Origin of the sequence: Peteryoungia aggregata LMG 23059, from assembly GCF_030814435.1 — a bacterium.
Lineage (GTDB): Bacteria > Pseudomonadota > Alphaproteobacteria > Rhizobiales > Rhizobiaceae > Allorhizobium > Allorhizobium aggregatum.
The window spans coordinates 93,357-117,965 of the sequence record NZ_JAUSUW010000014.1 but is presented as its reverse complement, the minus strand read 5'-3'; the positions used below and the strand labels follow the sequence as shown (position 1 = coordinate 117,965).

Genomic DNA, 24,609 nt, shown 5'->3' with positions numbered 1-24,609 from the left:
ATCTCAAGAGCCGTCTGTTCGGGAGCAGGTTTCTTCAACATGTCCCAGTGAATCATAAACCCCTGGATGTGACCAGGGGTTTGTCAGCAGTCTGACGGCGCCCCTGAGGCGCCGTTTCTCGTTTCTCATGCCTGCGGTTCAGCCTGCGTTCAGCCTTTGCCGCTAGTCTCTGCAACCATGCCCCGCCTCAGGCGTTCGGTCATTGGATCGCACGTTGGTGAGGCGATCGCTTTCGAACATCCCTGTCGAGGTTTTCATGTTGCGTTTGTTTTGTGTCGCACTCAGCCTGCTTGCCAGTGTCACCGTTTCGGTTGCCGAAACGACGTCGTATGGCAGCCTTCCGTATGTTCTGGTCAATGATTCCAACGATGTGATCAGCGAGACCCAGTCTGCTCCGCAGCAGAGCCAGCGCGTCCGTCCGCAGCGATATATCTGCGTCATTGACCAGTCCGGCAGCGTCGGCGGTGGCGGCCAGGTGTCCTGCCCGGCCAAGGCGGGGCGCGTCGGCGGTCGGTGCCGCTGCGCCAACGTCACCGGCTCCGGCACGCTTCTGACCTACTGAGCCGTCAGCCCTTGGTGAGCGTCGCAACCGCCTCGACATGCGGCGACCAGAGGAACTGGTCGATTGGCGTGACCGTGTCGATCCGATAGCCACCGGAGATCAGGATCGAGAGGTCGCGCGCAAGCGTCAGCGGGTTGCAGCTGATCGCGACGACCTTCTTCACCTGCGATCTGGCCAGTTCCGCACACTGCACCTCCGCACCCGCCCGCGGCGGGTCGAAGACGACGGCGTCGAAGCCCTTGAACTCGGAGGTCATCAGCGGACGGCGGAAGAGGTCGCGCCGCTCCACTGTCACGGGCTTCAGGCCTTGGGTGTTGCGGGCGGCAAAATCCAGCGACTTCACCGCCTTCTCGTCAGACTCGACCGCGAGCACGGAGGATGCACGGGCAAATCGCAGCGCAAAGGTACCGACGCCGGAGAAGAGATCCACGACCTTCTTTGCCTTGCCGATATGGGCGATGGCGAGTGCCGCCATGTGTTCCTCGGCCTCATGTGTCGCCTGGGTGAAGCCGCCGGGTGGCAGCACCACGCGGGCGCCACCGAAGTCGAGCAGCGGCTTATGCGGTTCGATGACGATCTCGCCATTGGCCGAGACGCGCGCAATGCCCTTGAGCTTGATGACGGCATTGGTGACTGCGCGCCGTTCCTGGTCGCCCAGCCCGCCCCGCAAGCCGTCGAGCGAGATGTCGAGGCCGGTTGTCGTCTCGGTCACCGTGATGCGGAAATGCTCGGCACCGCAAGCATTGGCGATGATCTTGATCGCGTCCAGCCGGGAGATCAGCCCGTCCGAAGCGATGGGACATTCCTCGACTGGCACGACGTGATGCGTCTCCGCCTGCATGAAGCCCATGACCAGGCCCGTCTCTCGCCGACGTGCGGTAAAGACGAGCCGACGACGCTGATGCGGATGGGCTTCGAAGATCTCAGCCACTGGCGCGTCGATCCCCTTCGATTTCAAGGCGTCGATCAGCACCTGTCGCTTGAAGGCGTTGTAGGCGGGCATGGCCATGTGCTGCAGCGAACACCCGCCGCATACTCCACCAACGCCATCTGGGCCGAAATGCTTGCAGCGCGGTTCCACCCGATCCGGCGATGTGTTGGCAAAGGACATGATTGTCCCCTCGCTCTTCACCCGCGCGATAGAGACGCTTTCCCCCGGCAGGGCGAAGGGCACGAAGATGGGGCCATCAGCCCCATGCGCGACCCCGTCACCCTTGGCGCCGAGGCTCGAAATCGTCACGGTTTCAGCGCTCATGCGTCATCCCCTTCGATGTCGAGATCGCCTTCGTCGTCAGTATCGTCGCCCTCATCGTCCTCCCGGTCGGCGTCATCAGGCTTCACGCCAGCCAGCAGGAATTCTTCGTTGCCATCACCGCCTGATATCGGGGAGGGGATGAGGCCGAGGCTCGTCCAGCCCATGTCTTCCGTCAGCCAGCGCTCCAGCTCGGCTGCCACCACCGGCGCCGTCTCGGGCTCCTTGAGCAGCCCCGCCTTGCTGATCGCATCGCGCCCAGCCTCGAACTGCGGCTTGACCAGCAGCAGGCAATGCGCGCCGGGCTCGGCCTGGTCGAGGGCAGGGGCAAGCGCCAGCTTCAGGGAGATGAACGAAACGTCGGATACGAGGAAGTCGAAGGGCTCATCATCATAGTCCTCAGGCTCGAGATAGCGGGCATTCAACCCCTCGAGATTGGTGACGCGCGGATCGGCGAGAAGCCGCGGATGCATCTGGTCGTGACCGACATCGATCGCCGTCACATGCGCCGCCCCACGCTTCAGCAGCACCTCCGTGAAGCCACCGGTCGAGGCGCCGACATCCAGGCAGTGACACCCCTCGGGCGAGAGGTTGAAATGGTCGAGTGCGGCGACAAGCTTGAGCGCTGCGCGGGATACATAGTCCTGCGCGGGATCGTCGATCTCGAACTGATGGGTGGCCGCAAAGACGAGGCTGGGCTTGGCCACCACCTTGCCGTCCACTTTCACCGTGCCACGCTGGATGGCATCACGGGAACGGGACCGGCTGGCGAAGAGGCCGAGGGCGACCAGCAGCTGGTCGAGGCGTTGGGGTTCGGGAAGCTTTTTCATGTCCCGTCAATGAGGGGAGATGCGCCGCGGCGCAAGTGTTTTTCGAATAGGGCGCCATGGATGCGGGGAGGCTGGGGTTGCGGAATGCAGAATTTGGTCCATTCCAGGTTTTATTAGGGATCGTTTAAGCAATTCATCCTAATGTTCACCTGCCGGCGCGATGCATTCCTCCCTCCCAAGCGGCGCGCTCCGACACAGCACTGCAGGCCCCTCCTCCTTCTGGCCGGCAGCAATAGAAGCCCTCCGGTTTCGGGCCCGGGGGGCTTCTTTTTTTCTCGCGCAGGAGGTCGATCAATCTAAAACAGGAAGTATTAATCAATTTAAATCTAAATAAGGCGTCGACTTTTCAGTCTGTCATGCACAGGGGAATCCTTCATGAAACGCCTATCCATCCAGATGGCTCTTACCAGCTTGCTCAGCGTGATAGCGGTGGCCATTTTGGCTCTGTCCACGACCTCCGTCTTCAGCCTGCAGAAGCTGCATGGAAATACCGAAGAGATCGGCAATTACTGGATGTCTCGAATGGTGTTGGCTCGCGAGATGAAGGGTAACTTCAACCTCATGCGCCTCGCCTATTCCAAGCTGATCATGGCATCCACACCCGGTGAAATCGAGAACGAGGTCAAGGGCATCAACGATACGGCCGACGTGGTCAGGAAATCCGTTGCCGACTACGAGGCGGGCGCCCGTACGGAGATGGGACGCCAGCTGATCGCTGCCTTCAAGCCGGAATTCGAGGCCTACAAGGTTCTGGGTGAGGAACTTATCGAGATCAAGAAGGACGGCCAGACATTGGTCGCCACGAGCCTGTTCAAGGGCAAGATGAAGGTACAGTCCGAAAAGGTGAATGCTGTCGTCGACGAACTGGTCGCCGCGGTGATTGCCAATGCTGACAAGGCGGTCGCCGAAAGCGGCGCTGTCTATCGCACCAATCTGATGACCACGCTCGGCATTGCCGCCGCTACCCTCCTCCTCGCGTTCGGCGGCATTGCCTATGCCATCCTCGGCGTTACCCGCCCCATCGCCCGCATCTCGGCGTCCATGCGCAATCTTGCCGGTGGCGATCTGGAAGCGCAGATCCCCTTCGAGGGCCGTGCCGATGAAGTGGGCGACATGGCCGCTGCCGTCGAGGTCTTCCGTCAGGCGGGAATGACCAATCGTGAACTGGAGCGCCAGACCGAGGAAGCGCGTGTCCGCGAAGGCCATCAGGACGCAGAGAGCCGCCGCCGCGCCGCCGAGGAGGCCGAGAAACTCCGCTTTGCCACCACGACGCTGGGTGGAGGCCTGAAGCGGCTTGCGGAAGGGGATGTCTCCTTCCAGCTGAGCGAACCTTTCGCGGCCGAATACGAATCGCTGCGCCAGGACTTCAACGCCTCGCTGAAGCAGCTCGGCACGACGCTTTCCTCCGTCATGCAGTCGGTCGAGAACATCGATAACGGCACCCGCGAAATCTCCTCCGGTGCCAATGATCTTTCCAAGCGCACCGAGCAGCAGGCCGCCTCGCTGGAGGAGACCGCAGCAGCCCTGGACGAGATCACCGTCAACGTCTCGACGTCTTCCAAACGCACCGAGGAAGCGCGCTCGGTGGCCATCCTGGCCAACCAGAATGCGGCGAAGTCGGCTGATGTCGTCTCCAATGCCGAAGAGGCCATGCGCCGCATCGAGGAGAGCTCGCAGCAGATTTCCAACATCATTGGCGTGATCGACGAGATCGCTTTCCAGACCAACCTGCTGGCCCTCAATGCCGGTGTCGAGGCAGCGCGTGCCGGTGAAGCCGGCAAGGGCTTTGCGGTCGTCGCCCAGGAGGTCCGCGAGCTTGCCCAGCGGTCTGCCAGCGCCGCCAAGGAGATTAAGGGCCTCATCCAGAATTCCTCGACAGAGGTCGACAGCGGCGTGAAGCTGGTCCGCGATACAGGCGTCGCTCTCAAGGCGATTGGTGATTATGTCTCGCAGATCAACCAGTTGATGGATGCCATCGCCACCTCGGCGCGCGAACAGTCGACTGGCCTCGCGGAGGTCAATACTGCCGTCAACCAGATGGACCAGTCCACGCAGCAGAATGCGGCCATGGTCGAGCAGTCGACGGCTGCCTCGGCGGCACTCGCACAGGAGGCGGCACGCCTGCGCTCCCTGGTCGGTCAGTTCAACCTGTCCGGTCGCGCGTCTGCCGCAGCGCCTGTGGAGCATCGGTCCGCTGCCGCTCAGCCGACGGCGCGCCGCGCCCCCGCTGTTCGTGGCAATCTTGCGGTCAAGGAGGAGTGGAGCGAGTTCTGACACTCCTCTCCATCACTCATATGCAAGACGCCTCTGCTCCGGCAGAGGCGTTTTCATTTGTGCAGCAGGGCGTTGTCTACTTCTTACGCCCGCCGGTGGACGCAAAATGTCCATCCGGAGCAAGTTTCAATAAATGTTAGTAACTGTTTATATAGAAAAGACAAAATAAACTCTGGGTAATTGCAAACCAGAGGTGCAACCATGTCTCTCCTGACACTCTTCAGAAATGAACCCCGTGCTGTTCTCAATGCCCTGGACAGATCCCAGGCCGTCATCGAATTCGAGGTCAACGGCACCATCCTCACCGCCAACGAGAATTTCTGCAGCGCCGTCGGTTACCCTCTGGCTGAAATCGTCGGCAAGCACCACAGCATGTTCGTCGGCAAGGAATACGCACAGTCGACCGAGTATCGTGACTTCTGGGCACGTCTCAGCCGTGGAGACTTCTTCAGCGCCCAGTACAAGCGCTTCGGCAAGGGCGGTCGGGAGATCTGGATCGAAGCCTCCTACAACCCGATCATGCGCGGCGGAAAGCCCTACAAGGTCATCAAGTTCGCCACCGACATCACCGAACGCAAACGGGCCGAGTTGGAAAATGGCGGCAAGCTCAACGCGATTTCCCGCGCCCAGGCAACGATCGAATTCACGCCGGAAGGACAGATCCTGACCGCCAACCAGAATTTCCTCTCTGCCGTCGGCTACAAGCTGGAAGAGGTGGTTGGCAAGCATCATTCCATGTTCTGTGATGGCGAATACGTCCGATCCGCTGAATACCAGGCCTTCTGGAAGGATCTGCGCGCCGGCGAATTCAAGTCGAGCGAATTCACCCGCATCCGCAAGGACGGCCGCAAGATCGTCATGCAGGCCTCCTACAATCCGATCTTCGACGAGGACGGCCGGGTCTTCAAGGTGGTGAAGTTTGCCATCGACGTGACAGGGCGTGTCCAGGCGGTGGATGCCATCGCCGCAGGTCTCGCGCGCCTTTCCGAATGCAACATCCGCGTGACGATCGATGACCCCTTCATTCCGGAATTCGAACGCCTGCGCACCGACTTCAACACCGCGATCGCAGAGTTCCAGAAGACATTGGAAAACGTGCTCGGCGAGACGGGGGCCCTCACCGAAAACAGCCAGAGCCTGAAGGATGACGCCGAAGCCCTGGGACGGCGCACCGAGCAGCAGGCGGCGGCCCTCGAACAGGCCTCCGCCGCATTGGAGCAGATTACCGCCACGGTCAAGGAGGCCTCGGTGCGCGCGCGCGATACCCGCGATATCGTCAAGGAGGCGCGCGCGGCGACCGGTCAATCGGTCGAGGTGGTCCGCTCCACTGTCGAGGCGATCGGTCGCATCGAGAATGCCTCGAAGGAGATTGGCAGCATCATCGACGTCATCGACCAGATCGCCTTCCAGACAAACCTTCTCGCGCTCAATGCCGGCGTCGAAGCGGCGCGTGCAGGCGATGCCGGCAAGGGCTTTGCGGTCGTGGCGCAGGAAGTCCGTGAACTCGCCCAGCGTTCTGCCGCCGCCGCCCGGGAAATCTCCGCCCTCATCCTCAATTCGACGAACGAGGTCGCCGAAGGGGTGAGGCTGGTCAATGCCACCGGCTCGTCTCTGGAGCGGATCGAGAAGTTCGTCAACGAGATCAATCTCAACGTCGATGCCATCGCGACCGGTGCCAACGAACAGGCCTCGAGCCTCGGCGAGATCAACAATGCCGTCAACCAACTCGACCAGGCGACCCAGCAGAATGCCGGTCTGGTGTCCAGCATCTCGACGGCCAGTGACATCATGGCTGTCGGGGCTGGCAAGATGAAGACGCTGGTTGATATCTTCAAGCTCAACCGCCGTGCGGCGCGACGCGAACCAGGCTCGTCGGCGGCTGCCGGCGGTACCCATATGCGTGGCCGCCACACCATCGCAGCCTGAGAACACGAGCGGCCTGCGCCCCCGGGGCGCAACGTCGTCTTCAGGGAACGTATCGATAAAGCCAGTCGCGAATGTCTTCGGGCAGGGCGACTGGCTCACCGCTGTCTGCGTCCCGCGCAGTCCAGGTGACGTCGATCTCGGCGGCCGTCTGTCCGTCCTTCTCCATCGCGACCTCGAAACCCACGGATTTGCCGCCGATCTTGTCAACCTGAACGGTCATGCGGATCTGGTCTTCGAAGCGCAATGGCTGGTGCAGGCGGACTTCGATCTTGGTCGGGCTGTAAAGCGGTTCGCCTTCCAGCGGCGGGCGGTAGCGCCAGAAATGCCGCACGGCTTCCTCGGCGTAAATGACATAGGCCGCGGCCTGCATTTCCCCCGTCGGTCCAATGTCGCGATAGGCGACGACGAGCCCGCTCACCTCCACCCGTTCGATCTCGTCCATGCCCTCTCCCGCGTTCTCCCAATGTGAGCGGCATCTAACGGCATCCCATGCAGCTTCACAAGATGTCCGACATGGTCCCTGCGTCGCGCACCTGCGCGCCATCTGGGTAAAACCGCCATCCGTGGTGGAAGATGACAGTGTCGCGCATTATGTTCTCCGCGACCCCCGGAAGGATCCCCATGGCCACCCGTCTTTACGAGAACCCGATCTTCCTCGAACACAACACGCCGGAAGGACACCCCGAAAGGGCCGACCGGCTGCGTTCGCTCAACATCGCGCTGGAGCATCCGAACTTCGCCCGGCTGGAGCGGATCGAGGCAAGCCAGGCCAATGAGGATGCGGTGACACTCGCCCATCCCGAGGAGCACCTTTTTGCCGTGATGCGCCAGATCCCGGAAGAGGAGGATCGCATCAACCAGCTGGAGGCTGACACTTATGCTTCGCAGAAGAGCCTGCAGGTCGCCTTGACCGCGATCGGCGGGGCGATGTCAGCCGTCGATGACGTGATGACCGGTAAGGCCGACAACGCCTTCGTCGCTGGCCGTCCGCCGGGCCACCATGCGGAAAAGTCGAAAGCCATGGGCTTCTGCCTGTTCAACACGGTGGCGATCGCCGCCCGCCATGTGCAGAAGACCTATGGCGTCGAGCGTGTCGCGATCGTCGACTGGGACGTGCATCATGGCAACGGCACCCAGGACATCTTCTGGGACGATCCGTCGGTGCTCTTCTGCTCGACCCATCAGATGCCGCTTTATCCCGGCACGGGCGCCAAGGACGAGACGGGCAAGCATCGCAACATTGTCAATGCGCCGCTCTCCCCCAATGTCGGCTCGGACCATTTCCGCGAGGCCTTCAAGAGCCGCGTGCTCCCCGCCCTCCATGATTTTTCGCCCGACTTCATTCTGATCTCCGCCGGCTTCGACGCCCATCACCGCGATCCGCTCGCCCAGATCAATCTGGTCGGCGAGGATTTCGACTGGGCGACGGGAAGGCTCTTGGAAGTCGCCGACCGTTTCGCCCAGAACCGGGTCGTCAGCTTGCTCGAAGGCGGCTATGATCTCGAAGGCCTCGCCGAATCGGCAGGCCTGCACATCTTGAGACTGATGAAGGGTTGAGTATGTCCGACGCCACCGTTCCCGCCGATCTCACCGGCACTTCCTTCGAAAAGGCCGTGGCCGAGCTCGAAAGCATCGTGGCGCGGCTGGAACGCGGCGACGTGGCGCTGGAAGACTCCATCGCCATTTATGAGCGCGGCGAGCTTCTGAAAAAGCATTGCGAGCAGCTGCTGTCGGCTGCCGAAAACCGCATCGAAAAGATCCGCCTCGATCGCGCCGGCAAGCCTGCAGGCGTGGAGCCGCTCGACGGCGCGTAAGCAATCACCGGGAGACGGCCCCGGGCGATAGATCGATTTGCAGAAAAAAGGCGGCGGATGGTTTCATCCGCCGCCTTTTGCATGGCCGCTAGCCTCTGAAGACAAACGATCCCCCGGAAATGAGAATGGCCCCTTGCGGGGCCATTCGTCGTTCGGTGTCTGGAAACCTCAGCCTTACTCGGCCGGGTTCCTGGCTTCCACGGCCTTGGATGGGCCGGTCTTCCACAGCGAGTAACCAACGCCGACGCCGAGGATCAGGAAGGTGATGCCGAGCGACCACTCCGGTGGGAACTTCTCCCAGCCCATGCCCCAGGCTATGAAGATCTTCGAGCCGATGAACATCAGTAGCACCGAAAGCGCATATTTGAGATAGGCGAAGCGGTGCAGAATGGCATCCAGCGCGAAATAAAGGGCGCGCAGACCCAGGATCGCGAAGATGTTCGACGTGTAGACAATGTACGGGTCGGTCGTGATCGTGAAGACGGCCGGCACTGAGTCGACGGCGAACACCAGGTCCGCGATCTCGATCATGACGAGCGCCAGCAGGAGCGGCGTGGCAAAACGCTTGATCTTGCCCGTCACCGGATCCGGCTTCTTGACGATGAAGGCGTGGCCGTGGATCTCCTCCGTCACGTTCATCCGGCGCTTGAGGAAGCGGATCAGGGCATTGTCCTCGATCTTGTGCTCCTTGTCGGCGACAAACAGCATCTTGACGCCCGTCAGGATCAGGAAGCCGGCGAAGAAGTAGAGAACCCAGTGATACTGGTCGACGATCGTCGCGCCGAGGCCGATCATGATGCCGCGCAGCACGATGACCCCGAGAATGCCCCAGAACAGCACGCGGTGCTGGTATTCGCGCGGGATGGCGAAGAAGCTGAAGATCAGCGCGATGACGAAGATATTGTCCATCGCCAGCGTCTTCTCGACCACGAAGGCGGTTAGATACTGCGCGGTCGCGGTCGTATCCATCTGCCAGTAGATGAAGCCGGAGAAGAGAACGCCCAGCGTGATGTACATGGCCGAAAGCTTCAAACTTTCGGCGATGCCGATTTCATGGTCCTTCTTGTTGAGGACGCCAAGGTCGAAGGCAAGAAGTGCCACGACGAGGAGAATGAACAGCAACCACATCCAGAGTGGTTTGCCGAGAAACAGAATGAGCAGGAGTTCCAATTGTGTGACCTCTGTTGCATTGACCGGGCTCGATGCAACGCGCGCACGGTCTCGCTGAAGAGAGGTCCGGTCCGGGCATGGCATCGAGCGTGCTCGATGCGGTCCGACATCACGAGGGTAAACCGTCGTCAGAGGGGCCCGGTCCGCAGATGCTCAAATGGGGCCTGTCATCCGGAGTTCAAGAGCGCCGCCGAGAAAAAAACACAGGAATGACATAATTCGTCATCTGCCCGAGTGTCGGCTTAGAGCGCGATCACAGTGCGAATTTCATCATAACCGGTGGAAAGTGCCAGACCGTCTCGTGCGATCAACCCGGCTGCCGTCAAAAGCTCCACATCCTCGTGAACACGCCGGTAGTCGCGCTGCAAGTTGCGGGCAAGCGCTGCAACGCTTTCCTGCGGATTGCGGTGCAGATAGCGCAGCAACTCCAGCCGCTTTGCCGTCATAGTCCGGGCAAATGCGTCCCAGTCGACGAAGGTCAGATGATCCTCATGGACAGGCTCGCCTTCCCGCTGCCGACGCAAGGCGTCACCGACCCGCGCCTGCAAGGCATCAAAACCGCCGCCGACATGTACGTCCAGTTCTCTCGTCATATCGTTTCTCCTCGCAGTCGTTCCACGCGGTAACTGATCTAGGCCAGTGACAATCCAGTCACTGTCCTCGCAGGCCATCGGTTCGTCAACGTCATCGAGGTAAATGCGACGGCCTAGGCCCGGGCCCGAAGCGCGCCCGCTACCCGGTGGATATGCTCAGCCCCGATCCCGCAGCAGCCACCGATCATGGTCGCGCCCACCTCGGCCCAGTCGCAGGCAAAGCGCGAATAGACATCGCCCGTCAGGTCACCGCGAGTATCATGCAGCCCTTCATTGGCGGCCTTGTCGTCGGTGTCGCTCTCGAAGGCATTGGCATAGACGCCGATCTTCAGCTTCACACCCTTTTCGGCAAAGACGGCCGCTGCCGTCTCCACGGCCTCTTTCATCACTTCGGGCTTGGCACAGTTGAAGAGCAGTGCCTGAGCCCCAGAGCCCGCCGCCCATTCCGCTGCCGCCCGCACGGTCTCGCCCGAGCGCAGCTTCGGCTCGCCACCGGCCACCTGGGCTGCATCGTCGGCCAGCGTAAAGGAGATCCAGAACGGCTTCGGCTGAGCCTGGATCGCCTTGCGCACGGCCTCGCCCTCGGCAATCAGGCTGAGCGTCTCGCCGAGCCAGACATCGACATGGGGGGCCAGGTTTGCAACCAGCACCTTCAGATAATCCTGCACGGTCGACGGGTCGAAATTCTCCGGCTCGTAAGAGCCGAAGATCGGCGGAAGCGACCCCGCGACGACCACCTTGCGACCTGCTGCATCCGCAGCCTCGCGTGCCAGTCTGCCGGAAAGCGCGATAAGAGCCGGACCGTCCTTGCGGAACCGCTCTTCGCCGATATGGAAGGGCACCAGCGCATAGGAATTGGTGGTGACGACATCGGCACCGGCTGCAATGAATTCCGCATGCACCTGGCGGACGATCTCGGGGCTGTTGATCAGCGCCAGCGCCGACCATTCCGGCTGCTTCAGCTCCGCCCCGAGCCGGAGAAGTTCGCGGCTCATGCCGCCGTCGAGGATGATGGTATCTGCCATGGGAAAGTCTCCGTCGGATGCGGTCAGGGGGTAAGTGCCTGGTCGAGATCGGCGATTATGTCGCCTGTAGTCTCGAGGCCGATCGACAGGCGGAAGAGCCCGTCGCCGGCATAGGCGCGATAATCGGAAAGGGCCTCGCCCGTGAGGCGGAAGGTCGAGGTCATCATCTCCTCGGTGTCGAGCAGCACCACGAGGCTGCGCTGGTGCCCGAGGGAAAAGGCGTAGTGAATGACACGCAGTCGCTCGGCCAGCCGATCGGCGGCGGCCCTGGGACCCCGCGTGCGAAAGCCGATCATGCCACCGAACACGTCCATCTGGCGTTTGGCGAGATCATGCTGCGGGTGGGAGGCGAGACCCGGATAGATGACCCGCTCGACCTCCGGATGCCCTTCCAGGAAGGTGGCGACCGCAAGGGCGCTGTCTGACGCCATGCGCATGCGCGGATAAAGCGTGTCGATGCCACGCATGATAAGCCAGGCCGACTGGGCCGAGAGGGACGCCCCGAGATAGACGCCGGCGCGACCCCTGATACGGGCGATCAGTTGCTTCCGTCCGATCACGGCCCCGCCCAGCACGTCGCCATGGCCATTGATGAACTTGGTCAGCGAATGGATGACGAGATCGACGCCGAGCGTGAGCGGCTGTGTCGCAACCGGCGTGGCAAAGGTGGAATCGACCGAGATCAGCGCCCCGTGTCTATGGGCAATGGCCGCCAGCGCTTCGAGATCGACGATACGCAGGATCGGATTGACGGGGCTCTCACAATGCACGAGCCGCGTGTTCGGTCGCATGGCGGCTTCAACCAGATCGAGCCGTGCCATGTTGACCGGTGTCACCTCGATGCCGAAATCCGGCAACACGCGCTGGGTGAGTTCGACAGCGCCCGCATAGCAGACATCCGAGACGACGAGATGATCGCCGGCCTTGAGGAAGGTGAAGAGAGTACCGGCAATCGCCGCCATGCCCGTCGCCGTCGCCAGCGCATCCTCGGCGCCTTCGAGAGCCGCCAGCCGCTGCTCCAGCTGCCGCACAGTGGGGTTCGTCCAGCGGGCATAAAGATAGGGCAGATCGGCGAGATCGGCGACGCCATCGGCGGAAAAGGCCCCGTCGCCCGGCATCAGCGCATTGTTCACCGACATCGAGACATTGGGCGCAATCGCCCCGGTCGTGGGATCGATCACCAGGCCGGCATCGAGCGCCCGGGTTTCGGGACCGGCAGACGCGGGCAGGGGATGGGTCGCGAAGACATTCGTCATGGAATTTCACTTTCGGACCGCATCAGCGGCGGATCGGCACCTGCGCCTCAACCACGCCAAAGGCACGGGTGATGAGCGCAGTCAGCGCGACATAAAAGAGGGTGACCACAAGCAGCGGCTCGTAGACGAGAAGCGTGTCCTGACGGACCTTGAAGGCGACCGCATAGAGATCCATCACGGTGACGGTGAAGGCGAGCGGCGTGGCTTTCAGCTGCAGCACGATCTCGCCGGCAATCGTCGGCAGCGCCGTGCGGATGGCCCGTGGCAGCCAGATGCGTCTGATGAGCATGAAGGGGCTCATGCCGAGCGAGCGACCGGCTTCCAGCTCGCCCTTCGGCACGGACAAGAGCGCACCGCGCAGCACTTCCGACTGATAGGCGGCAAAGTTGAGCGTGAAGGAGAGGGCGGCGAAGAAGAAGCCCTCGCGCAGGATCGGCCAGAGAAAGCTCTGCCTCAAGCCCGGCACCATCGGCAGCAGCGAGCCCACGCCATAGTAAAGGAGCCAGAGCTGGATGAGCAGCGGCGTGCCGCGAAACACGGTGGAATAACCGAGCGCGAGATTGCGGATGACAGGCCCGCCGCTCACCCGGGCAAAGGCGAGGCCGACGGCCAGCACAAAGCCGAAGCCGACCGAAATGACCAGCAATGCAACCGTCTGGAAGGCGCCGTCGATCAGCAGCGGCCAGTATTTCGCAATCCATTCGAAATTCACGCGCGTCCCTCTCTCAATGCGCCGGCCGCTGGCCCCGGCGCACGCGGCGCTCGATGCCATGGAAGACGAGGTTGGAGAGAAGGGTGATGACCAGATAGAGAACCGCCGCCGCCAGGAAGAAGAGGAAATATTCCTTGGTATTGGCGCCGGCGAGACGCGTGGTCAGCGCCAGCTCCTGATAGCCGACGACGGCGACCAGCGCGCTGTCCTTGGTGACCGACATCCAGAGATTGGCCATGCCGGGCAGAGCGTTGGGAAGCAGCGCCGGCAGCGTCACGCGACGAAAGCGAAGCAATGGCGACATGCCGAAGGCCCGCGCCGCCTCCATCTGCCCTGTTGGGATCGCCAGGATCGCGCCGCGCAGCACCTCGGTCATATAGGCGCCCTGCACGAAGCCGAGCACGGCGACGGCCGCCACGAAACCATTGACCTCCACCGGCGGCAACCCGAAGGCCATCAACAGCCGGTTGAGGCCGTCGGTCCCGGCATAATAGAGCCCGACGATCAGGATCAGTTCCGGCACCGCCCTGATGACAGAGGTATAGGCCTTGAGGATCAGTCCCACCGGGCGGTTGTCGGAAAGCTTGCCGATCGCGCCGAAGAGACCGATGATCAGCCCGATGGAGAATGCGCAGGCCGAGATGGCGACGGTCGTCGCAGCACCGGTCAACAGCGCGCCGCCCCAGCCCGGAGGCTCAAGCGCCAGCAATTGCCAGGCCGTCATTGATCCCGTCGCCATCTCGCTTGCGTTCCCTGCCGATTACTCGCCGTAGACGTCGAAGGTGAAGTAGGCCTTCGTGATCTCGTCATACTTGCCGGAGGCTCGCACGGCCGCGATCGCCGCATTCAGCTTGGCCTTGAGTTCGGTATCTTCCTTGCGCAAACCGCCGCCGATGCCGGTGCCGAGAACGGACGGATCAGCCGCCACGTCGCCCATGTCGGCGCAGCAATCCTTGCCGAAATCGGTCTTGAGGAAGTCGGCAAGCGGGATCGCGTCGCCGAAGACATAGTCGATGCGGCCGGCGGAAAGATCCTGGAAGGCTTCGTCCAGGGTGGCGTAGGTCTGCTCCTCGGCCTTGTCGGCGAAGTGCTTCGCATAATAGGCCGACTGCACGGTCGAGACCTGGATGCCGATGGTCTTGCCTTCAACGGCTTCGGGCGTCGCACCTGGCGTGCCATCCTTCGGGCCGATCAGCTTGCTCGGCGTGTTGTAGTATTTGTCGGTGAAGTCGATGGTCTTCAACCGCTCCTCGGTGATCGACATCGACGACCAGATCACGTCGAATTTCTTCGTCTGCAGCGCCGGGATCAGTCCGTCCCAGGAAACGTCGACGACCGAGCAGGTTTCCTTCATTTCCGCGCAGACGGCGTTCATCAGGTCGATTTCCCAGCCCTTCCAGGTGCCGGAGGCATCCTTGGCGAAGAAGGGCGGATAGGCCTCGTTCATGATGCCGAAGCGCACTTCGGCCTGGGCGGTGACGGCGGTTGCGGCAAAGGCGGCACCGGCGAGAAGAAGGGAGATCATTTTCATCGTCGTTTTCCCCGATTGGTTGGATGGTTCTGGATCAGTGTTCAAACGGTCCCGCGCCCACCAAGGCTGCGGGTGAAGTCTCGGCAACGAGCGCTTTTCGGGTCGCCGAACACCTGGTCCGGCGGTCCCTCTTCCTCGACACGCCCTTTGTCGAGGAACATCACATGGCTTGAGACATCGCGGGCAAAGCTCATCTCATGCGTGACGAGCAGCATGGTGCGGCCCTCTTCGGCCAGATCCCGGATGACCTTCAGCACTTCGCCGACGAGTTCCGGATCGAGCGCCGAGGTCGGCTCGTCGAACAGCATGACGGCCGGATCGACGCAAAGCGCGCGGGCAATCGCCGCCCGCTGCTGCTGGCCGCCGGAGAGAAAGGCGGGATAGGCATCGCGCTTGTCGTAGAGCCCGACCTTGGCCAGCAGCGCTTCGGCCTTCTCCACTGCCTCGCGGCGCGGCATTTTCAGAACATGGACGGGCGCCTCGATGACGTTTTCGAGCACCGTGCGATGCGCCCAGAGATTGAAGCTCTGGAACACCATGCCAAGCCCGGTACGCAGCCGCTCCAGCTGCTTGCGGTCGGCGGCCTCAAGGCTGCCCTTGCGGGAGGGGCGCAGCTTCAGCTCCTCACCGCCCACGATGATGCGGCCGCGGTCGGGCGCTTCCAAGAGGTTGATGCAGCGCAGAAAGGTGCTCTTGCCGGAACCGGACGAGCCGATGATCGAAATGACGTCGCCCCGACGGGCCGTGGCCGAGATGCCTTTCAGAACCTCTATGCCGGCGAAACTCTTGTGGATGTCCTGCACGTCGAGCGCGGCCGGGGTGGTCCCTGTCATCTTGATCCCAGGTAGTTTGACAATTGCGAGACCATAGGAGGCCGAAGCTGCGGATTTCGAGCGCATTTGTCGAAGGTTGCGGGAAAATCCTGCACGAACGAGCTGAGCGCTGCGGAAAGATGGCGCAATCCGCCGCAATCGGCTATGCAGCGAAAAAAGCGGTGCGCGAGGAGGGAGAACGCATGCCGGACAAGCTAGACCAATTCGACCGCAGCATCCTCGAAGTGGTGCAGCGGGATTGCCAGCTGAAGGCTGAGGCGATTGCCGACAAGGTGGGGCTTTCACCCTCTGCGGTGCAACGCCGGCTGCGTCGGCTGCGCGATGAGGGCATCATCACCGCCGAGATCGCGGTGGTGGATCGCAAGGCGACGAATTTCCCGATGACCTTCATCACCGGCATGGAGATCGAGCGCGACAATTACGATGCGCTTACCCGCTTCCGCGCCTGGGCCGACAAGCAGGAACACGTCCAGCAGGTCTACTACGTGACGGGTCAGGTCGATCTCGTCGCCATCATCACCGCCCGCGATGTCGAGCACTATGATGACATCAGCGCCCAGCTGATGGCCGAGAACCCGCAGATCCGCCGCATGCATACCAATGTGGTGTTGCGCGACGTGAAGGTTGGATTGCACATTCCTGTCCGGGAATGACCCGTAGGGGGTGAGCATCCGCAACCGGCTCCGCGACCCCTAAGCGCAAGTCACGGCTCAGCTGCTCAGCCGCCCGACGGCGTCGACGAGTTTGGCAGCGTCGAAGGGTTTGACGATCCAGCCGGTTGCACCGGCCTTGCGGGCGCGCTCCCGCTTCTGAGGATCGTTTTCCGTGGTCAGCACCAGGATGGGAATGGCCCTGTATCGTTCGCTGCGGCGGATCCGCTCGATGAAGCCGAAACCGTCGAGCCTTGGCATGTTGATGTCGGTGATAACAAGGTCGGGAGCCCCGCCCTCCAGCACTTCCAGCCCATGGATGCCATCTTCGGCCTGCAGTGTTGTATAACCGGCCCTTTCGAGCGTCTGGGTCACCATGGACAGGATTGTCTTGGAATCATCGACCGCCAGAATTGTCTTGACCACGATTGCCTCGTTTTCTTCGTGCTGGGCGCGAGCCATACCCCACCGGCAGTCCCGCTTGCGACGAGAATAATTAGATGTGGCTTATTAAGCATTAACGGATGTCCGCTGCGCCGGATGTGTCTGGCCGAATTCTGTGTGCCGCAAGGGCCTATTCCCGCCAGCACGGAGCCGTAAGGCCGATGGTGATGCGTTCGCAGTGCCTGCCCAGATGCCGTCGACCAGCCAAAGACTGAACGATGCGTCACCGCGCCTGCAGTCGATCCGTTCTATGATCCGCGTCGAGACCTGATAACCTTGGCCCGATCGAACGAAGAGGTTTCCCATGTCCTTTTTCCCTGGAAACGATCCCGTCCCGGGTGACGCCTTTGCCTGTGATGCCATCGAACATCTGATCATTCCCCGCTCCAGCGATATCGGCGGTTTTGCCGTCCGCCGCGCGCTCCCCTCTAGCCGTCGCCGCCTTGTCGGCCCCTTCATCTTCTTCGACCGCATGGGGCCGGCCGTCTTGAAGGCAGGCGAAGCCATGGATGTCCGCCCCCATCCGCATATCGGTCTCTCCACCGTCACCTATCTCTTCGATGGCGAGATCAAACACCGCGACAGCCTCGGCACCGAGCTTGTGATTGCGCCTGGAGACATCAACCTGATGACATCAGGTCGTGGCATCGTGCATTCCGAACGCACGCCGGAAAACCTGCGTGGCCATCCGCTCTCGATGTCGGGGCTCCAGACCTGGATTGCGCTCCCGGACCAGCTGGAGGAGATCGATCCCGCCTTTGCCCATACGGCAAAGGGGGAACTGCCTGTGTTCGAGGATCGTGGCGCCTCGGGTCGCGTTGTGATCGGTGCGATGGGCGGCTTGCGCTCTCCGGTCAAGACCTTTTCCGAGACACTCTACGTCGATCTGACGCTGGAGCCTGGTGCCCGCTTCCCCTTCGATGCGACCCAGGAAGAGCGCGCGCTTTACATCCTCTCCGGCGAAATCGAGATTGCCGGCGACCGCTTTGCGCCCGACCAGCTGCTCGTCTTCCGCCCCGGCGACGAGATCACGCTCATCGGCGGCGCGACCGGATGTCACGTGATGTTGTTCGGCGGTGCCGCACTCGGCACGCAGAAACATATCTGGTGGAACTTCGTTTCCTCGTCCAAGGAGCGCATCGAACAGGCCAAGGAAGAGTGGAGAACTGGCCGATTCGACATCGTTCCGGGGGACGAAGAAGAGTTCGTGCCTTTGCCGGAGGGCCGTTGACGTCTATATAACAGCGTGGTGTCGGATATTTGCCCAGTTCGTCTTGGGATGCTATCGCGCACCCAAACGAGTTGAAGAGGCAAGAGCCCGTGACATCCATGCCCGATACCCCGCTGCTGGACAAGGTCGAGTTCCCGAGAGATCTGAAGGCCATCGAGGACCGCGATCTGCCGCAGTTGGCGCGCGAAGTGCGCGACGAGATGATCGATGCCGTGTCGAAGACGGGTGGTCATCTGGGCGCGGGCCTCGGTGTGGTCGAGCTGACGATCGCCATCCACAAGGTCTTCGATACGCCGAGCGACCGGCTGATCTTCGATGTCGGCCATCAGTGCTATCCGCACAAGATCCTGACCGGCCGCCGCGACCGCATCCGCACGTTGCGCCAGGAAGACGGCCTCTCCGGCTTCACCAAGCGCGCCGAGAGCGAATACGATCCCTTTGGTGCTGCCCATTCCTCCACCTCGATTTCTGCCGGCCTCGGCATGGCGGTGGCCGCCGACCTGTCGAAGACCGACCGCAAGGTAATCGCCGTCATCGGCGATGGCGCCATGTCCGCCGGCATGGCCTATGAGGCGCTCAACAATGCAGGTGCGCTTGACGCTCGCCTGATCGTCATCCTCAACGACAACGACATGTCGATTGCCCCGCCGACGGGCGCGATGAGCGCCTATCTCGCGCGCCTCGCCTCCGGCCGCAGCTACATGGGCTTCCGCGAGTTCGGCAAGAAACTGACCGCCTATCTCGGCAAGACCGTCGACCGCGCCATCACCCGCGCCGTCGAGCATGCCCGTGGTTATGTCACCGGTGGCACGATGTTCGAGGAGCTCGGTTTCTACCATATCGGCCCGATCGACGGTCATTCCTTCGATCACCTTCTGCCCGTGCTGCGCAATGTCCGCGACAATGCCAAGGGCCCCGTGCTGATCCATGTCGTCACCCAGAAGGGCAAGGGCTACGCACCCGCCGAAGCCGCTGCCGACAAGTATCATGGCGTCAACAAGTTCGACGTGATCACCGGCACCCAGGCCAAGGCCAAGCCGAATGCGCCGGCCTATACCGCCGTCTTCGCCGATGCCCTGGTCGAGGAAGCCCGCCACGACGAGAAGATCGTCGGCATCACCGCAGCCATGCCCTCGGGCACGGGCCTCGACAAGCTTAAGTCGCTGTTCCCCGAGCGCACCTTCGATGTCGGCATCGCCGAACAGCATGCCGTGACCTTTGCAGCCGGTCTGGCTGCCGAAGGCTTCAAGCCCTTCTGCGCGCTCTATTCCACCTTCCTGCAGCGCGGCTACGACCAGGTCGTCCATGATGTCGGCATTCAGGGGCTGCCGGTCCGCTTCCCCATCGACCGCGCCGGCTTCGTCGGTGCCGACGGCCCGACCCATGCCGGCTCCTTCGACACCGGTTTCCTCGCCGCTTTGCCCGGCTTCGTGGTCATGGCCGCGGCCGACGAGGCGGAGCTGAAGCACATGGTTCGTACCGCCGCAGCTTACGACGAAGGCCCGATCTCCTTCCGCTATCCGCGCGGCGAGGGTGTGGGTGTTCCGATGCCCGAACGCGGCGAGATCCTCGAAATCGGCAAGGGCCGCATCGTCAAGCAGGGCTCGAAGGTGGCACTCCTCTCTTTCGGCACGCGCCTGGCCGACTGTCTGCTGGCCGCCGAAGACCTCGACGCTGCAGGCCTATCAACCACCGTCGCCGACGCCCGTTTCGCCAAGCCGCTGGATCACGATCTGATCCGCCAGCTCGCCCGCCACCATCAGGTGGTGGTGACAGTCGAAGAAGGCGCCGTCGGCGGCTTCGGCAGCCATGTCATGCATTTCCTCGTCAATGAGGGCCTGCTCGACAACGGCCTTAAAGTCCGCTCCCTCGTGCTGCCGGATGTCTGGATGGACCAGGCCAAGCCCGAAACCATGTATGCCAAGGCCGGACTGGATTCCGCCGGCATTCTGAAGACGGTATTTGCGGCGCTGGGCCAGGACGTGCCCGGTGTGATTGCGGCAGGATGAGCCACCTTCAGCGGCGAGATTGAAGTGTACGCCAAAACGGCGTACACTTGTGGCGAGACGTGAGGACCGCCACCATGAGCACAGCCAAGGATATCAGCCAGACGAAAGAAGACCGTGCGACGGAGCGGATGCACTTTCGCACCAAGCCGCATGTCAAACAGGCGATCCAGCGCGCTGCTGCGATCAGCGGGGTCGATGAAACGGCTTTTGCGATGAATGCGGCCTACGCCTCGGCGCTCGCGACCATCGAAGCGCATGAACGGACACTTCTGCAACCGATCGATCACGAAGCTTTCTTCGATGCGCTCGACAACCCGCTTTCCCCGACCGACGCCTTGCGAGATGCCTTTGCCAGCCACAAGTCGCGCGTCATCAGCAGATGAATGATGAGGGGCACTCGGTCATCATCGAGTTGCTCGATCCCGAGCGCCATGATCGGGACAACTTCTCCTGTGGTGTCGAGACCGTCGACAACTACTTCCGCAAGACGGCGAACAAGCTCGCCAAGGCCGGCAATGCCCGCGTCTACGTGATGACCTCTGAGAAAGGCGATGTGATCGGCTTCTATGCCCTCAATGCCCATTCTGTCGATTTCACGGAACTGCCGTCTTGCTACGCCCGGAGCCGCCCATCCCATGGTGCGATCCCTGCCGCCTTCATTTCCATGATCGGTGTGGACCAGCGATATGCCGGACAAGGCTATGGCGGCGATCTGCTCGCCGACGCACTGCTGCGGATCGTGCAGGCAGCCGAGCGGATCGGCATTGCGGTGGTTATTCTGGACGTGCTGGATGACGGCAATCCGGATCTCGTGCAGCGCCGAAAGGCCCTTTACCTGCGGTACGGCTTTGAGCCGCTGCCGTCGAATCCGCTGAGGTTGTTCATTCCAGTTGCAGCCATACGCAAGACGCTGGCGACCTCCTGACACCTACGGCACGCTCTGGACTTCCCCCAGTCTGCCCGCTAGACCGGACCGTCAATCGACGGGCGCTGACGCGCCTCGGAGGCCCCATGCACACCGCAGGTACCACGGATATCGCACCCGACTTCGCGCCTGACTGGGCGGCGATCGCGGTCGTCATCCTGGGCGTCACGGCCTTTGCGGTGGGGCAGGGGCTCACCTATCCGCTGATCGCGCTGATCCTCGAAAGCCGGGGTGTCTCCTCCAGCATGGCGGGCCTGAACGCCTCGGTCTTTGCGCTGGGCCTTGCCTCCTCGACCCTTTTGATCGGCAGACTGACGCAGGTGGTGCGCGGCGACAGGCTGATCGTCGCCTCGCTGCTCGGCGTCTCCATCTGTCTTGCGACCTTCTCGCTTTTCGACCAGCTCTGGATCTGGTTCGTCGCCCGCTTCCTGCTCGGCTTCTGCACCAGCATCATCTACACGGTCTCCGAAGCCTGGCTGAACATCGCCTGTCCAGACCGCCTGCGCGGACGTGTCTCCGGTGCCTATAGCGCCGGCATGTGTGCGGGCTTTGCCGCCGGGCCGCTTGCCATTCCGCTCGTCGGCATTGAGGACGGCTTCGCCTTCGCGCTGACTGCGGCCTATGTCGCGCTCGTCGCCTTTGCCTCGGTCATGCTGGGCCGTTATGCCAAGACCAAGCCGGAAGCCTCGGAAGCCGGTGGTCTCCTGACCTTCGTCAGGATGGCGCCGGTGCTCACGCTGATGGTCGTCGCCTTCGGCTTCTCGGATATCGCGGCGATCTCGATGATCCCGCTCTATTTCGTTGAGCGCGGCTACAGCCAGAATTTCGCGGCCTTCGTGGTCACCATGGTGGCCCTGCCGACAGCGCTTGCCCAGCCCTTTGTCGGCTGGTTGCTCGACCGGCTCTCGCGCCCGGTGATCGCCGTCTCCGGCTCGTTGATCGCCGCTGTCGCCTTCCTGGCTCTGCCCTTCATGACCTCCCAGGCCGCCCTGCTGATCACCATCTCTATCCTCGGTGCAGCCAGCTTCTCGCTCTACACCGCAGCGCTCACCCTGCTCGGCGAACGCTTCCGTGGTGGCCTTCTGGTCTCCGGCAGCGCGGTCTTCGCGCTGGCTTACGCCATCGGCAGTGCCGCCGGTTCCGGCAGCACGGGCCTCACCATGGATTTGATCTCGGTCGATGCCGGGCCTGTCTTCGTCGGCCTCTTGATGCTGGGTTTCACCGGTTTCTTCGCCCTGAACCTGATGCGCGTCCGCGCGGCGAGGCGCTGATCCATGCTGGAGACCTCCCCGCCCGACATCTTCGATTGCCAGACCTGCGGTGCCTGCTGCGCCTATTCCGCCGACTGGCCGCGCTTTTCGATGGAAAGCGATGAGGAAATCGCCGCCATCCCTGAAGCGATGATCGCCAAGGACGAAAGCGGCATGAAGTTCGAGAATGGACGCTGTGCGGCACTCACCGGCGAAGTCGGCAAGCATGTCGGTTGCGCTGTCTATCTCGTGCGCCCGCATGTCTGTCGCACCTGCATGCCCGGCGACGAGGAATGCAAGATCGCCCGTGCCGAGTTCGGTTTCCCGGTCGAAGGCCTGCCGGAGCCTGATGTCTACGAGGCCTGACCTCTTCAGGGGACACTGATAGTCACCTGGTCGGCCGGCAGTTCCCCGCCGATTTCCGCCGTCTGGCTCTTCTTGTCATAGACGCAGACCGAGCTGACGATCGCATCCGCCCCGACAGCCTTGCCGGTCAGGATCGCCACGCCGTAGCTCTCGGTTCCGAAGGGATCGACGACCACTTTCGGCTGCTCGATGCGGCCCTCGGCCAGGACAGTGCATTTGGCTGCGACATCCTTGGCAAATTCCTCCCAGGCATCGCCTGAAGATGCGAGCGCCGATGAGGCGAGGGGAATGAAGACGAACGCGATGGCCGTGAGACGCCTGTTGGAACGAAACATGGGGGACCTCAGTTGGGTACTATGAGGCTGTGAACCTCGGCCGGAACGCCACACCGTGCAAGTCCAAAAACGGAAGACATTTCTTTCCCTTGGAGGCCGGAATTTGGAAGGGCAAAGGTTGCCTGAGCGTTGTTCCGCACCTATGTTCCCGTCACCTGCCAAACCGCAATCCATTTGCCAAAAGGAGATCTCACCATGGCCTTCGAATTGCCCGCCCTCCCGTATGCCTACGACTCGCTCGCCCCGTTCATGTCGGCTGAAACGCTGGAGTTTCACCACGACAAGCACCACCAGGCCTATGTGACCAACGGCAACAACCTCTTGAAGGATTCGGGCCTGGAAGGCCTGTCGCTGGAAGAGATCGTCAAGCAGTCCTACGGCAAGCATGCCGGCCTCTTCAACAATGCAGGCCAGCACTACAACCACATCCACTTCTGGAACTGGATGAAGAAGGATGGCGGCGGCAACAAGCTGCCGGGCAAGCTGCAGGCTGCAGTCGATAGCGATCTCGGCGGCTATGACAAGTTCAAGGCCGATTTCGTTGCAGCCGGCACCACCCAGTTCGGCTCCGGCTGGGCCTGGCTCTCCGTCAAGGACGGCAAGCTCGAAATCTCCAAGACCCCGAACGGCGAAAGCCCGCTGATCCACGGTGCGTCCCCGATCCTCGGCGTCGATGTCTGGGAACACTCCTACTACATCGACTACCGCAACGCCCGTCCGAAGTACCTCGAAGCCTTCGTCGACAGCCTGATCAACTGGGACTACGTTCTGGAAATGTACGAAGCCGCGACGAAGTGATCGTCCAGCATTAGACGCTTTCCGACGCCCGGTGCCTCGCACCGGGCGTTTTTCGTTCCAGACGCGCTCTAACATTCTGCAAATGGAACCATCCGGCATTCGCAACGTTTCTTCGGCAACAACACGAACAACGGAAAGGGTATCACCATGGCGTCTTCCAACCTCCAGGCAGAACTTCGTGAACTGCGCGAACAGATGAATGATCTCAAGGATATCATCAGCCGCGAAGCGGGCCGCAGCAGTCGCAACATCCGCCATCGGGCGTCTGAGGTGCTGGACGAGGCGAGCCGCACGGCAGCCTCGGTCACCGGCTACGACCGCGACGATGTCCGCAACCGCGCTTCGGATGTGGTCAACGGCGCAACCCATACCGCGCATCTGGTTGCCGACTACGCCCGCGATGGCGCCGATACCGTGGCTGGCGTCGTACGCCGCCATCCGGCTGCCGCGACCTCCGCTGGCCTCATCACCCTCGGCATCGTCGGCGGCCTTGTTGGCTACATGCTCGCCAGCTCCACCCCGCCGGCGCGCGACAGCCGCTGGCGCTGGAACTGAGGCGACCGATGGTCAAGGTGACCTATCACGTCGTCGAGCATGACGAGGGGTATGCCTACCGCCTGGGCAATGTCTATTCCGAGCCCTATGCGACCCACGAGGAGGCGCTCGTCGCCGCCCGACGGGCAGCCGGCGCCCAGCAACTCGCCGATGGTGACGCTGAAATCAGCTGGCAGGACGCAGAAGGGGAGTGGATCCATGAACATGCGGACGGTGCGGACCGCCCCATGACGGTCGTTGTCGATGATGTCGAGGACGACCGGTAGCC

General features: G+C 62.2%; 28 protein-coding genes. 15 read left to right on the top strand and 13 right to left on the bottom strand.

From position 1 onward, the window contains the following. Positions 1–256: 256 nt before the first annotated feature. Entirely contained in the window at positions 257–562 is a 306-nt protein-coding gene (locus J2045_RS19935; protein WP_307376251.1) for a hypothetical protein, read from the top strand. Between the two features lie 4 nt (positions 563–566). Here J2045_RS19935 and J2045_RS19930 read toward each other — a convergent pair whose 3' ends face one another. Both J2045_RS19930 and J2045_RS19925 read right to left on the bottom strand, forming a co-directional pair. Continuing rightward, the gene (locus J2045_RS19930) at positions 567–1,817 is read right to left on the bottom strand and encodes a class I SAM-dependent RNA methyltransferase (protein WP_307376249.1); all 1,251 of its coding nucleotides are present in this window, start codon (positions 1,815–1,817) and stop codon (positions 567–569) included. Next, positions 1,814–2,644, bottom strand: coding sequence for a TlyA family RNA methyltransferase (locus tag J2045_RS19925; RefSeq protein WP_307376246.1), 831 nt, complete (start codon positions 2,642–2,644; stop codon positions 1,814–1,816). Before J2045_RS19925 ends, J2045_RS19930 begins: the two co-directional genes overlap by 4 nt. Before the next feature lie 375 nt (positions 2,645–3,019). On the opposite strand from J2045_RS19925, the gene J2045_RS19920 reads away from it, so the two are divergent. After that, positions 3,020–4,918, top strand: a complete 1,899-nt coding sequence (locus J2045_RS19920; protein ID WP_307376243.1) for a HAMP domain-containing methyl-accepting chemotaxis protein — start codon at positions 3,020–3,022, stop codon at positions 4,916–4,918. 201 nt (positions 4,919–5,119) lie between these two features. Beyond that, the gene (locus tag J2045_RS19915; RefSeq protein ID WP_307376241.1) at positions 5,120–6,844 is read left to right on the top strand and encodes a methyl-accepting chemotaxis protein; all 1,725 of its coding nucleotides are present in this window, start codon (positions 5,120–5,122) and stop codon (positions 6,842–6,844) included. A gap of 40 nt (positions 6,845–6,884) precedes the next feature. Here the strand turns inward: J2045_RS19915 and J2045_RS19910 are convergent, their stop codons facing one another. Next, the gene (locus tag J2045_RS19910; RefSeq protein ID WP_307376239.1) at positions 6,885–7,286 is read right to left on the bottom strand and encodes an acyl-CoA thioesterase; all 402 of its coding nucleotides are present in this window, start codon (positions 7,284–7,286) and stop codon (positions 6,885–6,887) included. A gap of 179 nt (positions 7,287–7,465) precedes the next feature. Between J2045_RS19910 and J2045_RS19905 the strand changes: the two genes are divergently transcribed. Both J2045_RS19905 and J2045_RS19900 read left to right on the top strand, forming a co-directional pair. Further along, the gene (locus tag J2045_RS19905) at positions 7,466–8,401 is read left to right on the top strand and encodes a histone deacetylase family protein (protein WP_307376236.1); all 936 of its coding nucleotides are present in this window, start codon (positions 7,466–7,468) and stop codon (positions 8,399–8,401) included. A gap of 2 nt (positions 8,402–8,403) precedes the next feature. After that, positions 8,404–8,658, top strand: a complete 255-nt coding sequence (locus J2045_RS19900; RefSeq protein ID WP_166601140.1) for an exodeoxyribonuclease VII small subunit — start codon at positions 8,404–8,406, stop codon at positions 8,656–8,658. A gap of 174 nt (positions 8,659–8,832) precedes the next feature. Here the strand turns inward: J2045_RS19900 and J2045_RS19895 are convergent, their stop codons facing one another. From J2045_RS19895 to J2045_RS19860, 8 genes are all read right to left on the bottom strand, one after another. Continuing rightward, positions 8,833–9,786: a TerC family protein gene (locus J2045_RS19895; RefSeq protein WP_370873179.1), complete on the bottom strand. Its 954-nt coding sequence runs from the start codon at positions 9,784–9,786 to the stop codon at positions 8,833–8,835. 284 nt (positions 9,787–10,070) lie between these two features. Beyond that, positions 10,071–10,421, bottom strand: a complete 351-nt coding sequence (locus J2045_RS19890) for an HVO_A0114 family putative DNA-binding protein (protein WP_307376232.1) — start codon at positions 10,419–10,421, stop codon at positions 10,071–10,073. A 113-nt stretch (positions 10,422–10,534) separates the two neighbouring features. Beyond that, positions 10,535–11,446: a homocysteine S-methyltransferase family protein gene (locus J2045_RS19885; RefSeq protein ID WP_307376228.1), complete on the bottom strand. Its 912-nt coding sequence runs from the start codon at positions 11,444–11,446 to the stop codon at positions 10,535–10,537. A gap of 23 nt (positions 11,447–11,469) precedes the next feature. Next, positions 11,470–12,702: a trans-sulfuration enzyme family protein gene (locus tag J2045_RS19880; protein WP_307376226.1), complete on the bottom strand. Its 1,233-nt coding sequence runs from the start codon at positions 12,700–12,702 to the stop codon at positions 11,470–11,472. 22 nt (positions 12,703–12,724) lie between these two features. Further along, on the bottom strand, positions 12,725–13,414 hold the full coding sequence (locus tag J2045_RS19875) for an ABC transporter permease (protein ID WP_307376223.1): 690 nt from the start codon (positions 13,412–13,414) through the stop codon (positions 12,725–12,727). A gap of 13 nt (positions 13,415–13,427) precedes the next feature. After that, the gene (locus J2045_RS19870; RefSeq protein WP_307376222.1) at positions 13,428–14,153 is read right to left on the bottom strand and encodes an ABC transporter permease; all 726 of its coding nucleotides are present in this window, start codon (positions 14,151–14,153) and stop codon (positions 13,428–13,430) included. Positions 14,154–14,174: 21 nt separating this feature from the next. Further along, positions 14,175–14,945, bottom strand: coding sequence for a transporter substrate-binding domain-containing protein (locus J2045_RS19865; protein WP_307376220.1), 771 nt, complete (start codon positions 14,943–14,945; stop codon positions 14,175–14,177). A gap of 41 nt (positions 14,946–14,986) precedes the next feature. Then, the gene (locus J2045_RS19860; RefSeq protein ID WP_307376219.1) at positions 14,987–15,778 is read right to left on the bottom strand and encodes an ABC transporter ATP-binding protein; all 792 of its coding nucleotides are present in this window, start codon (positions 15,776–15,778) and stop codon (positions 14,987–14,989) included. Between the two features lie 182 nt (positions 15,779–15,960). On the opposite strand from J2045_RS19860, the gene J2045_RS19855 reads away from it, so the two are divergent. Next, positions 15,961–16,431 (top strand): Lrp/AsnC family transcriptional regulator, encoded by a 471-nt coding sequence (locus tag J2045_RS19855; RefSeq protein ID WP_307376217.1) that lies wholly within the window; start codon positions 15,961–15,963, stop codon positions 16,429–16,431. 57 nt (positions 16,432–16,488) lie between these two features. Here the strand turns inward: J2045_RS19855 and J2045_RS19850 are convergent, their stop codons facing one another. Then, complete coding sequence (locus J2045_RS19850; protein WP_298464306.1) at positions 16,489–16,854, bottom strand: response regulator; 366 nt, start codon at positions 16,852–16,854, stop codon at positions 16,489–16,491. A 322-nt stretch (positions 16,855–17,176) separates the two neighbouring features. Between J2045_RS19850 and J2045_RS19845 the strand changes: the two genes are divergently transcribed. From J2045_RS19845 to J2045_RS19820, 6 genes are all read left to right on the top strand, one after another. Beyond that, on the top strand, positions 17,177–18,103 hold the full coding sequence (locus tag J2045_RS19845) for a pirin family protein (protein ID WP_307376215.1): 927 nt from the start codon (positions 17,177–17,179) through the stop codon (positions 18,101–18,103). An 89-nt stretch (positions 18,104–18,192) separates the two neighbouring features. Then, a complete protein-coding gene (dxs, locus tag J2045_RS19840) occupies positions 18,193–20,112 on the top strand; it encodes a 1-deoxy-D-xylulose-5-phosphate synthase (RefSeq protein ID WP_307376213.1) in 1,920 nt (639 codons plus the stop codon). Positions 20,113–20,186: 74 nt separating this feature from the next. Then, positions 20,187–20,495: a type II toxin-antitoxin system TacA family antitoxin gene (locus J2045_RS19835; protein WP_307376210.1), complete on the top strand. Its 309-nt coding sequence runs from the start codon at positions 20,187–20,189 to the stop codon at positions 20,493–20,495. Then, complete coding sequence (locus J2045_RS19830; RefSeq protein WP_307376208.1) at positions 20,492–21,037, top strand: GNAT family N-acetyltransferase; 546 nt, start codon at positions 20,492–20,494, stop codon at positions 21,035–21,037. The genes J2045_RS19835 and J2045_RS19830 overlap by 4 nt, the downstream gene beginning before the upstream one ends. An 86-nt stretch (positions 21,038–21,123) precedes the next feature. Next, positions 21,124–22,308: an MFS transporter gene (locus J2045_RS19825; protein ID WP_307376205.1), complete on the top strand. Its 1,185-nt coding sequence runs from the start codon at positions 21,124–21,126 to the stop codon at positions 22,306–22,308. A gap of 3 nt (positions 22,309–22,311) precedes the next feature. Then, positions 22,312–22,653: a YkgJ family cysteine cluster protein gene (locus J2045_RS19820; RefSeq protein ID WP_307376203.1), complete on the top strand. Its 342-nt coding sequence runs from the start codon at positions 22,312–22,314 to the stop codon at positions 22,651–22,653. A 5-nt stretch (positions 22,654–22,658) separates the two neighbouring features. On the opposite strand, the gene J2045_RS19815 is transcribed toward J2045_RS19820, so the two are convergent. Further along, positions 22,659–22,988, bottom strand: coding sequence for a hypothetical protein (locus tag J2045_RS19815; RefSeq protein WP_307376200.1), 330 nt, complete (start codon positions 22,986–22,988; stop codon positions 22,659–22,661). A gap of 195 nt (positions 22,989–23,183) precedes the next feature. On the opposite strand from J2045_RS19815, the gene J2045_RS19810 reads away from it, so the two are divergent. The 3 genes from J2045_RS19810 to J2045_RS19800 all read left to right on the top strand — a co-directional run bounded on the left by J2045_RS19810 (position 23,184) and on the right by J2045_RS19800 (position 24,607). Further along, the gene (locus tag J2045_RS19810; protein ID WP_307376197.1) at positions 23,184–23,786 is read left to right on the top strand and encodes a superoxide dismutase; all 603 of its coding nucleotides are present in this window, start codon (positions 23,184–23,186) and stop codon (positions 23,784–23,786) included. 147 nt (positions 23,787–23,933) lie between these two features. Beyond that, positions 23,934–24,341, top strand: a complete 408-nt coding sequence (locus tag J2045_RS19805) for a hypothetical protein (protein WP_166601123.1) — start codon at positions 23,934–23,936, stop codon at positions 24,339–24,341. A gap of 8 nt (positions 24,342–24,349) precedes the next feature. Further along, positions 24,350–24,607: a DUF2188 domain-containing protein gene (locus J2045_RS19800; protein WP_307376194.1), complete on the top strand. Its 258-nt coding sequence runs from the start codon at positions 24,350–24,352 to the stop codon at positions 24,605–24,607. The last annotated feature ends 2 nt before the right edge of the window (positions 24,608–24,609 follow it).

Bases quoted from the DNA above. Each gene is read 5' to 3' on its own strand.
- J2045_RS19895 (WP_370873179.1), bottom strand. From the start codon at position 9,786: ATGTGGTTGCTGTTCATTCTCCTCGTCGTGGCACTTCTTGCCTTCGAC.
- J2045_RS19900 (WP_166601140.1), top strand. From the start codon at position 8,404: ATGTCCGACGCCACCGTTCCCGCCGATCTCACCGGCACTTCCTTCGAA.
- J2045_RS19805 (WP_166601123.1), top strand. From the start codon at position 23,934: ATGGCGTCTTCCAACCTCCAGGCAGAACTTCGTGAACTGCGCGAACAG.
- J2045_RS19815 (WP_307376200.1), bottom strand. From the start codon at position 22,988: ATGTTTCGTTCCAACAGGCGTCTCACGGCCATCGCGTTCGTCTTCATT.
- J2045_RS19860 (WP_307376219.1), bottom strand. From the start codon at position 15,778: ATGACAGGGACCACCCCGGCCGCGCTCGACGTGCAGGACATCCACAAG.
- J2045_RS19910 (WP_307376239.1), bottom strand. From the start codon at position 7,286: ATGGACGAGATCGAACGGGTGGAGGTGAGCGGGCTCGTCGTCGCCTAT.
- J2045_RS19925 (WP_307376246.1), bottom strand. From the start codon at position 2,644: ATGAAAAAGCTTCCCGAACCCCAACGCCTCGACCAGCTGCTGGTCGCC.
- J2045_RS19905 (WP_307376236.1), top strand. From the start codon at position 7,466: ATGGCCACCCGTCTTTACGAGAACCCGATCTTCCTCGAACACAACACG.
- J2045_RS19825 (WP_307376205.1), top strand. From the start codon at position 21,124: ATGCACACCGCAGGTACCACGGATATCGCACCCGACTTCGCGCCTGAC.
- J2045_RS19920 (WP_307376243.1), top strand. From the start codon at position 3,020: ATGAAACGCCTATCCATCCAGATGGCTCTTACCAGCTTGCTCAGCGTG.
- J2045_RS19870 (WP_307376222.1), bottom strand. From the start codon at position 14,153: ATGGCGACGGGATCAATGACGGCCTGGCAATTGCTGGCGCTTGAGCCT.
- J2045_RS19855 (WP_307376217.1), top strand. From the start codon at position 15,961: ATGCCGGACAAGCTAGACCAATTCGACCGCAGCATCCTCGAAGTGGTG.
- J2045_RS19930 (WP_307376249.1), bottom strand. From the start codon at position 1,817: ATGAGCGCTGAAACCGTGACGATTTCGAGCCTCGGCGCCAAGGGTGAC.
- J2045_RS19800 (WP_307376194.1), top strand. From the start codon at position 24,350: ATGGTCAAGGTGACCTATCACGTCGTCGAGCATGACGAGGGGTATGCC.
- J2045_RS19890 (WP_307376232.1), bottom strand. From the start codon at position 10,421: ATGACGAGAGAACTGGACGTACATGTCGGCGGCGGTTTTGATGCCTTG.
- J2045_RS19835 (WP_307376210.1), top strand. From the start codon at position 20,187: ATGAGCACAGCCAAGGATATCAGCCAGACGAAAGAAGACCGTGCGACG.
- J2045_RS19830 (WP_307376208.1), top strand. From the start codon at position 20,492: ATGAATGATGAGGGGCACTCGGTCATCATCGAGTTGCTCGATCCCGAG.
- J2045_RS19915 (WP_307376241.1), top strand. From the start codon at position 5,120: ATGTCTCTCCTGACACTCTTCAGAAATGAACCCCGTGCTGTTCTCAAT.
- J2045_RS19810 (WP_307376197.1), top strand. From the start codon at position 23,184: ATGGCCTTCGAATTGCCCGCCCTCCCGTATGCCTACGACTCGCTCGCC.
- J2045_RS19845 (WP_307376215.1), top strand. From the start codon at position 17,177: ATGTCCTTTTTCCCTGGAAACGATCCCGTCCCGGGTGACGCCTTTGCC.
- J2045_RS19880 (WP_307376226.1), bottom strand. From the start codon at position 12,702: ATGACGAATGTCTTCGCGACCCATCCCCTGCCCGCGTCTGCCGGTCCC.
- J2045_RS19935 (WP_307376251.1), top strand. From the start codon at position 257: ATGTTGCGTTTGTTTTGTGTCGCACTCAGCCTGCTTGCCAGTGTCACC.
- J2045_RS19820 (WP_307376203.1), top strand. From the start codon at position 22,312: ATGCTGGAGACCTCCCCGCCCGACATCTTCGATTGCCAGACCTGCGGT.
- J2045_RS19865 (WP_307376220.1), bottom strand. From the start codon at position 14,945: ATGAAAATGATCTCCCTTCTTCTCGCCGGTGCCGCCTTTGCCGCAACC.
- J2045_RS19885 (WP_307376228.1), bottom strand. From the start codon at position 11,446: ATGGCAGATACCATCATCCTCGACGGCGGCATGAGCCGCGAACTTCTC.